The sequence below is a fragment of the Affinundibacterium seohonense genome (genome assembly GCF_014284305.1).
Classification (GTDB): Bacteria; Pseudomonadota; Gammaproteobacteria; order Burkholderiales; family Burkholderiaceae_D; genus Undibacterium; species Undibacterium seohonense.
The window spans coordinates 69549-83445 of sequence record NZ_JACOFW010000010.1; the positions used below are offsets into that span (position 1 = coordinate 69549).

Annotated in this window: 15 protein-coding genes; 10 read left to right on the forward strand and 5 right to left on the reverse strand. The window is 47.2% G+C overall.

Annotation, left to right across the window (positions count from 1 at the left end; all coding sequences use genetic code 11):
* Positions 1–96 precede the first annotated feature (96 nt).
* Both H8K52_RS10670 and H8K52_RS10675 read left to right on the forward strand, forming a co-directional pair.
* Positions 97–1761: a PglL family O-oligosaccharyltransferase gene (locus H8K52_RS10670; RefSeq protein ID WP_186922884.1), complete on the forward strand. Its 1665-nt coding sequence runs from the start codon at positions 97–99 to the stop codon at positions 1759–1761.
* 64 nt (positions 1762–1825) lie between these two features.
* Positions 1826–3361, forward strand: coding sequence for an acetyl-CoA hydrolase/transferase family protein (locus H8K52_RS10675; RefSeq protein WP_186922885.1), 1536 nt, complete (start codon positions 1826–1828; stop codon positions 3359–3361).
* A gap of 32 nt (positions 3362–3393) precedes the next feature.
* Here the strand turns inward: H8K52_RS10675 and moaC are convergent, their stop codons facing one another.
* Positions 3394–3915 (reverse strand): cyclic pyranopterin monophosphate synthase MoaC, encoded by a 522-nt coding sequence (gene moaC, locus H8K52_RS10680; protein ID WP_186922886.1) that lies wholly within the window; start codon positions 3913–3915, stop codon positions 3394–3396.
* Positions 3916–4056: 141 nt separating this feature from the next.
* Between moaC and H8K52_RS10685 the strand changes: the two genes are divergently transcribed.
* The 5 genes from H8K52_RS10685 to H8K52_RS10705 all read left to right on the forward strand — a co-directional run bounded on the left by H8K52_RS10685 (position 4057) and on the right by H8K52_RS10705 (position 8790).
* Positions 4057–5658 carry a M48 family metalloprotease gene (locus H8K52_RS10685; RefSeq protein ID WP_343044183.1) on the forward strand — a complete coding sequence of 534 codons (1602 nt, stop codon included), beginning with the start codon at positions 4057–4059 and terminating at the stop codon, positions 5656–5658.
* 533 nt (positions 5659–6191) lie between these two features.
* Entirely contained in the window at positions 6192–6785 is a 594-nt protein-coding gene (locus H8K52_RS10690; RefSeq protein WP_186922887.1) for a hypothetical protein, read from the forward strand.
* A gap of 160 nt (positions 6786–6945) precedes the next feature.
* Complete coding sequence (locus H8K52_RS10695) at positions 6946–7497, forward strand: pyridoxamine 5'-phosphate oxidase family protein (RefSeq protein WP_186922888.1); 552 nt, start codon at positions 6946–6948, stop codon at positions 7495–7497.
* A gap of 101 nt (positions 7498–7598) precedes the next feature.
* A complete protein-coding gene (locus H8K52_RS10700; RefSeq protein ID WP_186922889.1) occupies positions 7599–8243 on the forward strand; it encodes a DUF6928 family protein in 645 nt (214 codons plus the stop codon).
* Between the two features lie 115 nt (positions 8244–8358).
* Positions 8359–8790, forward strand: coding sequence for a DUF4265 domain-containing protein (locus H8K52_RS10705; RefSeq protein WP_186922890.1), 432 nt, complete (start codon positions 8359–8361; stop codon positions 8788–8790).
* 115 nt (positions 8791–8905) lie between these two features.
* Here H8K52_RS10705 and H8K52_RS10710 read toward each other — a convergent pair whose 3' ends face one another.
* Genes H8K52_RS10710 through H8K52_RS10725 form a run of 4 tightly spaced genes read right to left on the reverse strand, consistent with a single transcriptional unit; the run spans position 8906 to position 11149 of the window.
* Positions 8906–9511: a DUF2946 family protein gene (locus tag H8K52_RS10710; protein ID WP_186922891.1), complete on the reverse strand. Its 606-nt coding sequence runs from the start codon at positions 9509–9511 to the stop codon at positions 8906–8908.
* Positions 9504–10460 carry a YheT family hydrolase gene (locus tag H8K52_RS10715; protein ID WP_186922892.1) on the reverse strand — a complete coding sequence of 319 codons (957 nt, stop codon included), beginning with the start codon at positions 10458–10460 and terminating at the stop codon, positions 9504–9506. The genes H8K52_RS10710 and H8K52_RS10715 overlap by 8 nt, the downstream gene beginning before the upstream one ends.
* On the reverse strand, positions 10460–10891 hold the full coding sequence (locus H8K52_RS10720; protein ID WP_186922893.1) for a YybH family protein: 432 nt from the start codon (positions 10889–10891) through the stop codon (positions 10460–10462). Before H8K52_RS10720 ends, H8K52_RS10715 begins: the two co-directional genes overlap by 1 nt.
* 54 nt (positions 10892–10945) lie before the next feature.
* On the reverse strand, positions 10946–11149 hold the full coding sequence (locus H8K52_RS10725) for a zinc-finger domain-containing protein (protein ID WP_186922894.1): 204 nt from the start codon (positions 11147–11149) through the stop codon (positions 10946–10948).
* Positions 11150–11349: 200 nt separating this feature from the next.
* On the opposite strand from H8K52_RS10725, the gene H8K52_RS10730 reads away from it, so the two are divergent.
* From H8K52_RS10730 to H8K52_RS10740, 3 genes are all read left to right on the forward strand, one after another.
* Positions 11350–12132: an AzlC family ABC transporter permease gene (locus H8K52_RS10730; RefSeq protein ID WP_186922895.1), complete on the forward strand. Its 783-nt coding sequence runs from the start codon at positions 11350–11352 to the stop codon at positions 12130–12132.
* Positions 12125–12448: an AzlD domain-containing protein gene (locus H8K52_RS10735; protein WP_186922896.1), complete on the forward strand. Its 324-nt coding sequence runs from the start codon at positions 12125–12127 to the stop codon at positions 12446–12448. Before H8K52_RS10730 ends, H8K52_RS10735 begins: the two co-directional genes overlap by 8 nt.
* Before the next feature lie 199 nt (positions 12449–12647).
* Entirely contained in the window at positions 12648–13841 is a 1194-nt protein-coding gene (locus tag H8K52_RS10740; protein ID WP_186922897.1) for a phosphoglycerate kinase, read from the forward strand.
* Positions 13842–13897 lie beyond the last annotated feature (56 nt).

The window sequence follows — 13897 nt, forward strand, 5'->3', positions numbered from 1 at the left end:
ATTCAACTAGCGGTACCCCTCTCCACGTATGTATATAAGACGATGTTTTTTAAAAATCCCACTCATCTCTCTCTACTGATTTTCGGTTCATGTTTATTGTTCGCGCAACTATACGCTGGGCACATTCATCCTTATCGGAGCTTTTATCATGAATTCGTGATTACGGTGGGTGTATTTGTTGCGTTCATACCGTATTCTTTGTCGGCAAAACCGAAATTGGTTTTTCCTGCCGTTGGCCTTTTGGTCCTGTCATTAATTGCTTGGATTGGTTTGCAAAGTTTGCTGGATATCAGTTCGGTAGCCGCCATTTATTACCCGATTTTTATGCTATTCGCTGCGATTCTCGCGATGGGTTTGGGGGCCAGTTGGGTTAAATATAGTGGGAATGCGTCATCCCTATGCTGGATGTTTGCGCTGGTTTATTTAGTCGCAGCAGTATTGTCTGTGGCGATGCAACAAGTCCAGATTTTGGGTTTGGATTGGCGTCCGTTGGTCATGTATATGGGGCATGATGGCGTGAATCCAATTCGCGCTTTTGCCAATGTCGCCCAACCAAATCAGCTGGCTTTACTGATTTGTTTTGGCCTCATATCACTGTGGTGGATGCTGCAGAACACTCGTTTCTCGGGTCTGCTAGCTTGGTGTTTGGCGGTGTTTTTATTATGGGGCTTGGTATTAACGCAGTCACGAATCGCCTGGATAATTTTGCCGGGTCTGGCAGCTTTTGTTTTGTCGCATCGACCGTCTCAGAAGTCCACAAGTTTTTGGGTTGGCGTGGGTAGCCTGTTGCTGATCTATGTCTTTTTGTTGATTAGCTTACCAACAATCGCGAAATACTTGGGTTTCGTTGCTGGAACGATTGGTGAGCGTGTTGGTGGACGTTCTGAACGCACTGTGTTGCTGCAACAGGCTTGGACCATGGCGAGTTCCCATCCTTGGTTGGGCGTTGGATGGTTTGGATTTGGTGCGCAGCAAGTCGCTCATGCCGCGAATTTTTCTGCCAGTATCTATGCAGAACATTCGCATAATTTAGTTCTTAATTTTGCTGCTGAATTGGGAATTCCTTACACAGTTTTTTTCTTCCTGACTTTCTCCGTGTTCCTGTGGAAAACTTGCTTTGCGCGCGGGCGCCTTCGCAATCAGGAGATTCTGTTTTTTGTGATGCTGTTGTTTGCGGTTGCAGTGCATAGTTTAGTTGAGTTCCCACTTTGGTACGCCTACGTGTTGTTGCCAGTTGGTGTTTGCTTGGGTGCTCTTTGCCAACTGCGCTGGCAGTCGGCGAACATCAGTTTGTCATTAAATAGTTTCCATGTGATTGCTGTGATTTGCCTGAGTTTATTGACGTGGGCATGGTTTGACTATCACCGGGTGGTTGATGGCTTCGTCGCGTTTCGGCAGGAAAAAAATTACGATCAGATTCCAGCTGCAAAAATTCAAGCGCCTGCTTGGACCCTTTTGCCTGAGTATTACGATTATTTCAAATTGATGCGAATTTCCCCTACCACGGGCATGTCATCTGAAGACATACAATTTGTCGAGAAGGCTAGTTTGCGTTTCGGGTACGTGCATATTTTAAGCAAGCAGGCAGAGATTTATGCACTGAATCATCGTCCGGATGCTGCCCTGCAAACGATGGTTCGACTGCAACGATTACACCCTTGGTCATATCCCGAATACTACGATTACTGGAAAGTATTGGCGCAAACGGATACCCGTTTTGCGCAAGTGTTTTCCGGAATGCCTGCACGTGATGTTGAATAGCGCAATACATTCAAATTGATGCGATCTGTTTTTGAAGAATTTAATAGATGGAAGTGAAAACCAAATGAGCGTCAGTTCTCGTGTAAGACATCCTGGGTTACAACAAAAAATAATGTCCGCAGAAGCCGCAGCGATGTTGATTGAAAATGGCGATCACGTTGGGATGAGCGGATTTACTGGCGCCGGATATCCAAAATTAATTCCCCAAGCTTTAGCTAAACGCATTGAGTTGGCGAATCAAGGCGCATCCAAGTTCAGTATCGGCGTTTGGACTGGTGCTTCTACTGCACCAGAGCTAGATGGTGCGCTAGCCAAGGTGGGCGGCATCAATATGCGCTTGCCCTATCAGTCAGATCCGACCTGCCGCGCGCGTATCAATGCTGGCTTAATGGACTATGTGGATTTGCATTTATCGCACGTTGCGCAATTTGTTTGGTTCGGTTTTTTGGGTAAATTGAATGTCGCCGTGATCGAAGTCGCGGGGGTTTTGCCGGATGGTCGATTAATCCCTTCCTCATCGGTGGGCAATAATAAGACTTGGCTCGATCAGGCTGATAAAGTGATTTTGGAAGTGAACTCACATCAAAGTGCCGCGCTAGAAGGCATGCACGATATTTATTATGGAACTGAACGTCCACCCCATCGTAAGCCGATACCGATGGAACATACGGGAGACCGAATTGGTGAGTCGTATTTGCGCGTAGATTTGAATAAGGTGGTGGCAGTTGTCGAGACCGATCTGCCTGATCGCAATACGGAATTTTCTGCGCCAGATCAAAACTCTGAGCGCATAGCCGGACATATCTTGGAATTCTTCACACAAGAAGTGAAGATGGGACGAATGCCGCCAACTTTATTGCCTTTGCAGTCTGGCGTCGGCAACATTGCGAATGCCGTATTGGCGGGATTGAATCGTGGGCCCTTCGATCAGTTGACGGGGTTCACTGAAGTATTGCAAGACGGTATGCTGGAAATGATCAAATCCGGCAAGATGACGAACGCATCAGCAACCGCCTTATCGTTTAGTCCTAGTGCGAATCAAGAATTCTTAGATAACCTAGATTTTTATCGCGATAAAATTATTTTACGTCCGCAAGAAATGTCGAATCATCCGGAATTGATCCGTCGCCTTGGTGTGATTTCGATGAATGCGATGTTAGAGGCCGATATCTATGGCAATGTGAATTCAACACACGTGATGGGAACCCGTATCATGAATGGTATCGGCGGCTCCGGAGATTTTGCGCGCAATGCTTACGTCTCCATGTTCATGTCGCCATCGACCGCCAAAGCAGGGACGATATCTTGTATTGTGCCTATGGTTAGCCATGTTGATCACACCGAGCACGATGTACAAATTGTCGTCACTGAACAAGGCTTGGCAGATTTACGTGGATTGGCGCCTCGTCATCGCGCCGAATTAATTATTCAACGCTGCGCACATCCTGATTATCGTCCAGCCTTGCTCGACTATTTTCAACGCGCACAACAGAGTGCCCGCGCGGGTCACGGCGGCATGCACACGCCGCATATTCTGGATGAAGCTTTGTCATGGCACAGTCGTTATGAACGTGAAGGGCAAATGTTGCCCAAGGCGTGAGTTCATTAAAAGAGCTACTTGATAAGCTCACATCAGTCAATCATAGCGGTCCAATCCCCCGACTTGCCACCATGTTTTTCTAAGACACGGATATCGCTCATCACCATCCCGCGGTCAACGGCTTTACACATATCGTAGATGGTGAGTAAGCCAACTTGTACGGCGGTGAGGGCTTCCATCTCCACCCCGGTTTTACCATAGGTTTCGACTTGCGCCTGACATTCAACGCTATGGTTCTCGGGTACCAGTTGAAAATCCACCGTGACGCGGGTGAGTGCGAGTGGATGGCATAAGGGGATCAAATCACTGGTACGCTTCGCTGCCATGATCGCCGCAATTCTGGCGATGCCGATGACGTCACCTTTCTTCGCATTGCCGCTTTGGATGATTTCAAAAGTGGCGGCTTGCATGCGTATTTTGCCGGCAGCAACGGCGATGCGGTGTGTGCTATTTTTGTCGCCGACATCGACCATGTGTGCCTGACCACCTTGATCAAAGTGGGTTAAGCCACCATTTGTCGTTGATGGCGAACTTGTAGAGGTTTTGCTAGTCATAAATGAACATTCAATTCGATTGTGAGCGATTGTGAGTTAATATAAGCTGTCAGTTGGGATCGATGTCGCATTGTGAACATGGCGACCGTGCTATCCGACTTTTAGCTTTGGTAATGCAACATTATTCGTGATCATATCACCGTGAAAAAAGAATTCCCGCAATTTCGTCTTAAGTTGATCTCGCTCACATTGCTGGCGAGCTTTACTTGTTCGACTGTATTTTCATCATTGAATCTCGCTACGGCACAGCCACAGTTTAGTGCCAAGTCCAGTCCGCAAACACCAGCGCCGAGTAGCGGGAAGAATCAATCCTTACCGACTTTAGGAGATACTGCGCGCGGTGATCTGTCGCCCATCATGGAACGCAAAATTGGTGAGCAAATCATGAGCAGCGTGCGGCACGATCCTGATTATTTGGAGGATGGCCCAGTCACCGAATATTTGACCAAGTTGGGTAATTCTTTACTAGATAAGCGCCCCGATGCGCGCGGCGAAACATCTTACGACTTTGAATTTTTTGCTGTCCGAGATCCAGTCTTAAATGCGTTCGCCTTTCCTGGCGGATTTTTGGGCTTTCATTCAGGCTTAATTCTAGCAGCGCAGACCGAGTCTGAATTGGCCTCAGTGATGGGGCATGAGATTGGGCACGTCTCGCAGCGTCACATTGCGCGTATGTTAGGCAATCAAAAACAAGACTTCTTGATTCCTATCGCCGCTTTAATTTTGGCTGCATTAGCTGCACGATCCAGTCCCGATGCGGCGATGGCCATGGTGATGGGCGGGCAAGGTTTAGCGATTCAACGTCAACTCAGTTTTAGTCGCGATGCAGAGCGTGAAGCGGATCGAGTTGGCTTCCAAATTTTGCGTGAAGGCGGCTATGACACCTCGGGTATGCTAGCCTTCTTTGGACGTATGCAGCATGCGTCACGCAACTACACAGACAACGGCATGTCTTACTTGCGCAGCCATCCTTTGACCAGCGAGCGCATGGCCGATATTCAAGGACGGCTATTCGGCGAACGCTATCGCCAGCGCGCAGATGGACTGGATTTTTATTTGACGCAAGCAAGGATACGCGTGCTGCAAGATAGCAAAGCTCAAGGTTTGATTGATGCGACACTAGCATTTGAGAATCAAATCAAAAACGGCAATGAAGAAAGTCGCCTAAGCGCGCAATACGGTTTAGCATTTGTCGCCTATAAAAAGAATGATTTTTTGAAAGCCGAAAAACTGTTAAATGAACTAACGGCGCAAATTGCCCAATTGCCGTCGCAAAAAAAATGGCTGAAGGAAACCAGTGCCTTTGCCAGTCTCGCCATCGATATTGAGATGGGTAAAAAACGTCCAGATTTGGCCGTGATCAAAGCGAAAAACGCGGTGCGTGACTTGCCTTTGGCACGTGGTCTCGCGCATCAATTTGCCGAAGTTTTAATTGAAGCAAAAAGCTATACGGATGCAGAAGTCTTTTTACGCGATCAAATTGCGCTATACCGGCGCGAAGCGAAGCTGCAACATCTATTAGCCAAGGCCTACGCAGCGGAGGGGAAACAAGCATTACAACACATCGCTCTAGCCGAAGCCTATGCGATAGAAGGCGCATTGCCAGCAGCCTTAGCGCAATTAGAAATTGCCCGCCTTGATCCCGATGTTAAGTATTACGATTTGTCTGTGATTGACGCACGTGAGCGTGAATGGAAAGAAAGGCGTCGTGAAGAGATGGAAGATGAGAAGAAGGGGAAGTAGGGAGTGCCGGTTGAATTGTTAATGTGTTTGGTCAAATTCAATATCAGCATGACGCACTTCACAGTAATTTAGTAGTGATGAAATGTACCGTGCAATGCTGGAAAGCGAATGTTTAAAAGCTTTTGGAGCGTATTGATAAAAAGTGTCTTGCGACAATAGCTTTTTCGCCTTTGATTTCAACCATCATATCTATTAGAAGTCATAATTCCATGAACAAATATTTGCATGAAAATAGTTCAGCGCTAGAGCGTTGCAAAGAAGAGGTGAGGAAGTTGTTTCCATACAAGACATACACCTGAACAATACGCTGCGCACGAGGCACACAAGTGGGTTTCATTTAGCTTCGACGATTACATTTATAACGATGCCGAACTAAACGAGTGGATTCATTCTCTTGTGGACATTTTCTTCACGGAGGGTGCTGTTGAGGTAGCACAAAAAGAGTACCTTGCACCACCAGAGCTGGATAAAATCAAACAAAAAGAGAGCTGCCTATTTTAGTATGAGTTACCGAATTCCTTATAACATTTTGCTTGCCACTGAAACACACCAAGAAGCTGGGCGTTCAACGCAATGGTTGTGTTCTGATCAGCGCAAGTGTTAAGCACAAAATGGTAATACCTACATCATTTGAGTGGTTCTTGCGACAGCAGGGTGGTCGCCTATTATTAGTGAATGCTTTAATAAGCTTGATTCCCTTGTTCATCTATGAGGGCGAGCTTGATGCATCTTTTATCCTTGCGCTTAAGTATTTGAGTGCTCCCATCTTCATCCTTTCTGTTTACATTTATTTGTTTAAGATGCCCTCATATCGCTCGGAAACGAGCAGGATAATGGGAATTTTTGTAACGCTTGCTGTGGCCGCGCTTCTGACCGTAATGAGCGGGAGTTATCTATTGATAATTAATGCGTTTGGACCTAGTCAAAGTGAACTCGCTGTTCAAGGTAATGTCACAAAGAAAGAAATTTCAGGACGCAATTCAACGCGTTACAAGGTTACTTTAACTGATATCAATGGAAGGCAAATCACTCTAGATGTCTCATTCAAAGAGTACGATCAACTGGTCGTGGGGCAAATGTATTCACAAAGATTGAAGGTTGGTTCTCTTGGATTGCTGTACAGATGATTTTTTCTATTTGACTGACGCCATGAGATTTCCATAATAAGCTTTAGATGAGCCTAATTTTTCGAGTGTGAACCAATGAGCATATTTTGTCTTCTGATTGGCGGTAAATCGGGGCTCTCTTCAACTTCCTTGTAGCCCCCCATTTTCTCGGAGCACTTGCATGGGTCAAAAATATCCCGAACTGTCTGAAAAACATATTGAGTTCATCGCTCAGCAAAAACTGTTCTTTGTCGGCACTGCCACCGCTGATAGCCGGGTCAATATCTCTCCTAAAGGTATGGACTCTTTCCGAGTCGTCGACAGCAAACGTGTCGTGTGGCTCAACGTGACAGGCAGCGGCAATGAAACGGCGGCACATATCCAATCCAACCCACGAATGACTATTATGTTTTGTGGATTTGAAGGCGCGCCGCTCATCCTGCGTCTTTACGGCACAGCCAAAGTCATACACAAAGGCAGCGCAGATTGGCACGAGTTGTATAAGCTCTTTCCCTCACTTCCAGGCGCTCGGCAAATCTTCGATTTAGAGGTCGACTTAGTTCAGTCTTCCTGCGGTATGGCGGTCCCCTATTTTAGCTATGAAAGTGATCGCGAGTTGTTAAGTGATTGGGCCGCAAAAAAAGGTGATGAGGGCATCAAGGAATATTGGGCAGAAAAAAACCAGTTCAGCCTTGATGGAATACCTACCCACATCGTCAAACAAGAGGGCTAGTAGGATGATCGATCGGAATGTCCGTGATATGGCTACGTTTGTGCAATTTGCGTGGGAGGCTACTCGCTCGCCCTTGCTTTCAATAACTTAAGGAACCACTGATGGGCGCGAAAACATGGATGCTTATATATGGCAATGAAAGCATAAGCGAGACACTTAAAAAGAAGCCAGCCTTAGATCGAGCGACTACTGTTGAGCTTGCAAAAAGACTTTTTCCATCTGAAACGCTGAAACCACTTTCAGATGTCGATCTTTACTACACGTGCCCACCTGATGATGAATTGATTATTGGCTGCTTCTCTGGCTTGAATATCATCGCCGCCAAAGAATTTGGCATCGATTATCCATCTAAACTACCAACACAATTTCTTGATCCTTCGCTTGGAACTACATTGTATTTACATGCGATGCACAGTACTGTCGATTGGTTTGCCTATGCGATTTGGAGAGATGGTAAACTTCAAAGATCCCTGAGTCTATCGCCAGACAGTGGTGTTCTCGAAGACATCGGTATGAAACTGCCCTTTGAAGAACCCTATTGGAACGGACAACATCCTGCGATAGATCCAGAAGACGACGACTCTGATTATCCGTTTGTTTTTCACCCTTTGGAATTGGCTGAGTCGGCCTTGCTTGAGTTTTTTGGCTATCAACTTGAGGGAGTGATTGACCCATCGCAGTTAGAGCCAGAGAGTATTCCTTTGATGCGCTTCAAACGCGCAAGTCCTTGGTGGAAGCTATGGTAGTTTGTTGTGTCACAGGATAGCCGTCTGGGAATCACCAATGACGATTTTCTCTTTATTAATTTTATCGTGTCGGCGATCCTGATACCTCAACGCGCACCTTCAAAAAATCATTGCCATGGAAAAAGTACTGTTTGCTCTTGATATCGATAACGATTGGCCACCTGTGGGAACAGAAGGTGTTTGGTGTGAACGCGTTGATGGAAATTATCGGATGGAAAACACCCCATTTTTTATTAAGGGGCTTGCTTTCGGAGATGTTTTTTCTGCAGTTCCTGATGCTATTAATGACCACATTTTCGAATTTGAAGTGATTGAAAAATCTGGGCATTCTGTAGTTTGGATGTTGAATGCTGATCGTTTGGATGTTTCCAAGTTTATCGAAGAGATTGAATCATTACATTGCCGCGTTGAAGGTTTGCTCAAATTTTCACATTATTCTATCGATGTTCCTTCAACGATTGATTTGAAGGAGTTTGACCAGATCATTAGCAAGTGGGAAGCACAGGGACTGCACTTCGCTTATCCGACTTGGAGGATTGAGGAATAAAGCAGCTTAATATTCCGTTCACGTCGGAAGCTGCGCATGCTGGAATTCCAATGGTCATCACTTTATCAATCAAACACTCTCCGGCTGATGTGCTTTGTGCAAAGTGCCTTTGGGCCTATGATTGCCGAGGCTGTCGACAATATCCAGCGTTTCTCATCAAACTAATCAATTCACCTTTCTCCAAACGAACATCCAGATCACTAATCCGAGCGGAGATGTTGAATTCCGAAGCCGCATCAGGTGATGCTTCCATAAACTCTAGCAAGCGTGTTTCACTCAAAGACTGTTGATTTTCTGAGAGCGTCTCAAGAAATATAGCGATATCTCTATCGTCGAGCTGACACAAAAACTGACCAGCCTGACACACAATATTCCCATCGTTCAAAATCCAGACACGTGTCGTAGTCGGCATGATTTGCTCAGTATGTAAACGCCAAGTTTGATCAGGCAAGATCTGCGCAATATACGGCGTTGCTGCTAAGTCGATATAGACTTTTTGCGGGCCATTTTGAAAGTACCAATTGCCCTTGTCATCGCACAGATAATTGCGATTGATAAAGCCCAGCAACGTTGAGTTGCGAATCACATCACCCGCCAAATTCAAAGCCTGTGCGCATTCATCGCGCATACGCCAATTGCCGCGTGCATCGAGTGCTAGCCAGCCGTAGCAATGCGGTACGTTTGGCCATTTGGCCATGGCGGCTAGAACAATGTCATCCATGTGTTTGTAGGTGGGTGATGATTTTTTCCGGTAGCCAATCTAGTTTGCCTGGGAAGCTGCCTTGCGCAAAGCCCACATGACCGCCGTGTTGTGGGTAGTCTAGTGTGACATAAGTTGATGCGACTTTGGGTAAGAATTGCGCTGGCATAAACGGGTCATTTTGCGCATTCAACACCAATGTAGGAACCTGAATATCGCTTAGCACCAGACAGGCACTGGCGCGGTGCCAATAATCATCGACATCGCGATAGCCGTGCAGAGGTGCGGTGACGATATTGTCGAACTCGTACAAATTCTTTGCGCTTAACATGCGCTCCCGGTCAAAGAGCTTGGGAAACTGTGTGAGCTTGTGCAGACATTTGGGTTTTAAAGTCTGCAGAAAATTTTTCGTATAAATGCGATTAAAGCCGCGTGATAAGGTCGCGCCGCTATTGGTTAAGTCCAGTGGTGCGGAGACTGCGCAAGCCGCATCGACGATGCTGGCGCTTGATTGCGATTCGCCCAGCCAACGCAATAGCGCATTTCCGCCTAGCGAGACGCCACTGGCATAGAACTTCGCTTGTGGATGTGCCGCTTTAAACTCGCTATGCAGGCGGCGGATGATCCAGTTGATTTCTTGTGCATCACCCGAATGATAAAAACGCGGTGCTTGATTTGGCTCGCCTGAGCAGCCACGGAAATGCGGCACTGCGCCCGACCAGCCTAAACTTTTTAGTTTGTGCATTAAGGCTCGAGCATAGTGGCTATTGCTGGAACCTTCTAAACCGTGAAATAAGACCAGAAAAGGTTTGCCTGCTTCGCCATCGAGAAAGTCGACGTCGATAAAGTCGTCATCGTGCGTGGTCCAACGTTCGCGCCTGAGTGGCACTTCCGGCTTTTGCATTAAGGTTGCGGGATAAATCGTTTGCGCGTGACCGCCAGCTAGCCACCATGGGGAAGAGTAATGCATTAGTGTAAAACGTCGCCTTTGGATAAATCGGCAGGAGCGGCACCTGCGGCAACCGAGGCATGGTGCGTGGCAATGCGCCAGCCGCGTGGCGTTTTGACATACACATTGGTAGCGATAATATGCACGTCTTGGGCGATCTGATCTTTGGAGTGGAATTCTTCGATCAAACTATGCACGGCAGTCAGCAAATTATGCATGGCATGCAATTGCCGTATGTGAATTTGCATGGTGCCATTTTCAAAAATGGCTTCCCACGAGGCGCGGATATCGGCATGGCCGATCAAGCGCGGCGAGTTTGGATGCACGCAGACGATTTCCTCATCTTCCGCCCACAGCGCCATCATGCCATCGAGATCCCCGCGCGCAATCGCATCGTAGAAGGCAATTTCGACTTCGTCTGCACTACCGTTGAGTTGCTTTTTGGCGGGCATCTGATTTTCTCTGAATTATGATTTTTTGGGGGGACTTTGGGAATTAATGTGCTTTTAGTGTGCTTTTAGTACGGTTCCTGGAGCCAGCTTATAGACAGTGCCGCAATAAGAGCAGGTCGCCGAACCACCGTGGGACAAGTCCAGATAAACGCGTGGATGTGAGGACCACAAAGGCATCGCAGGGTTAGGGCAGTGTGCAGGCAAGTCGCTCGCTTGTAATTCAACTGCAGCGGTAGCATTGGATGGCGTATTTGACATATTTTTCTCCTCAATGAGTGAATTTTCTCTAGCGCATGATTTTAACGGATTCCTTCGCGTTTGCGGAGAGTGATTGTCTCCCGGATCATAGTGTTGCGTTGATGTTAGGCAAGTATTTGGTCGTGGCGTTACAATAGCGGTTTTGCCGCGTATGCTCGCTGGCAAGCACTTTCAAATCAAACGCATGTGCGTTTCCCAATATGTTAAAAGACTGGAATTCGGCTCCCTATCGCGAAGGCTTTAACGCTTCCGCGCCTTCGCTATTTGGTATGGCCGCTTGGGGCATGGTGGTTGGCGTTGCCATGATTAAGGCAGGATTGAGTTTGCCACAGGCTTTCGGGATGACGCTCTTGGTCTTTGCTGGCTCCGCCCAATTGGCGGCATTACCCTTGATCGTTGCGAACGCGCCGATTTGGGTGATTTTTGCGACGGCCTTGATCGTGAATTTGCGCTTTTTGATTATGTCGGCCTTGATTGCTCCCCGATTTGCGCATTTGCCTTGGCCAAAGCGCGTCGTATTTGGCTTTCTGACGGGCGATATCTCTGTCCCATTGTTTATGCAGCGTTTCCCTGATATGTGGAAGAGTGCGGCGCAAGAGTGCGAACAAGTGCTGTATCTAAAAGGCTTAATCATCCCGAACTGGTTTGTTTGGCAAGCCGGTTCAATTCTCGGTATTTTGGCTGGCAGTCAGGTACCCATGCATTGGGGCTTGGGATTTGCCGGCACTTTGGCGATTTTGTGTATCTTATTGCCGATGATGCGTAATCGTCCGGGATTTGTCGGTGTATTGGTGGCGAGCGTGGTCGCGGTGGCTGCCCATGCGATGCCTTATAAATTAGGGTTATTGCTTGCTGTGTTGGTAGGTATGGCGGTAGCGATGTGGGTCGAGGAGCATTTTGACCCTGTTGCGCCATCGGGTGCCAACAATGACGTCGACATGTCTTCTAAGCAGTCAAGTGCTGAGGGGCGCGGCGATGAGTGATATCGAAATCTGGGCTGTGATTATCTTGCTCACAATTGCGACCATCATTGATCGAAGTGCCTTTTGGGTCATTGGTCATCATATTAATTTGCCAAGGCGAGTGCAGGAGGCTTTGCGTTATGCGCCCAGTTGCGCATTAGCAGCGATTGTCGCCCCTGATTTTTTTATTAACGATAATCAAGTCGTTACTTCTTTACACAATCCCAAGTTAATTGCGGGCATCGCTGCCGGCGTCTTTTATCTCTGGAAAAAAGATATGTTGCTGACAATTATTTTCGGTATGGGAATATTTACTGTGGTGCGCCTCTATTTTTAATTGACTCTGGCGCATTATTTTCTTTCTCAAAAGTCACGATTCGCGATAAAAATCGTGAATCAGGCGCGTGATTTGGTAAAATGCTCGATTAATTAAAAAGTGTCATAGGAATTGTGTTTTGCTTTCATTGAAGCAATTTTTTAATCTCCTGTGATACGTCGTCTCGATTTAATTCCTTCTCATCTTAACTGGTCCTGCTATGCAATTTAATCGTCTGAGCGATCTCATCGCTGCTAATAAACTCCAAGGTCAACGTGTATTTATTCGTGCAGATTTGAACGTTCCGCAAGATGATGCAGGCAATATCACCGAAGACACACGTATCCGCGCCTCGGTGCCAGCGATCCAGCAAGCTTTAAAAGCGGGCGCTGCTGTGATGGTCACATCGCATTTGGGCCGTCCGACTGAAGGTGAATTTAAGCCGGAAGATTCTTTGGCACCAGTTGCTAAACGCTTGTCTGAATTGTTAGGCGTGACAGTTGAACTCAAACAAAACTGGGTCGATGGCGTTGAAGTTGCTGCAGGTCAGGTCGTCTTGTTGGAAAACTGCCGTGTGAACAAAGGCGAGAAAAAGAACGATGACGCGCTCGCGCAAAAAATGGCAAAGCTGTGCGACATTTACGTGAATGATGCTTTCGGTACTGCGCATCGCGCTGAGGCAACAACTCATGGCATCGCGAAATATGCACCTATCGTTTGTGCTGGTCCTTTGCTCTCTGCTGAACTGGATGCTTTAGGCAAAGCACTTGGCCATCCTGCACGTCCTTTGGCGGCGATTGTGGCTGGCTCAAAAGTCTCTAGCAAATTGACGATCTTAAAATCGCTCGCAGAAAAAGTCGATCAATTGATCGTCGGCGGTGGTATCGCGAATACTTTCATGTTGGCAGCGGGTTTGAAGATCGGTAAATCTTTGGCTGAAGCGGATCTGGTAAGCGAAGCAAAAGCGATCATGGACATGATGGCTGCGCGCGGCGCGATCGTGCCTATCCCAACAGATGTCGTTTGTGCTAAAGAATTTTCTCCAACAGCTGTCGCGACAGTGAAAGCGGTTGCAGATGTACAAGACGACGACATGATTTTGGATATCGGCCCAGAAACAGCACAGGTTTTAGCAGCGCAAATTCGTCAAGCTGGCACCATCGTTTGGAACGGGCCAGTTGGTGTGTTTGAGTTCGATCAATTCGGCAATGGTACTAAAGTATTGGCTGAAGCGATTGCAGATTCAAACGGTTTCTCCATTGCTGGCGGTGGCGATACTTTAGCAGCGATTGCCAAGTACAACATCACAGAAAAAATTGGTTATATCTCGACTGGTGGCGGCGCTTTCCTCGAATTCTTGGAAGGTAAAACTTTGCCAGCGGTAGAAATTCTGTTGCAAAGAGCAGCGCAGTAATCTGTGCAGAAAACCGCGGAAAAATATTAGCCGCAGAGGCGCAGAGAGCGCAGAGT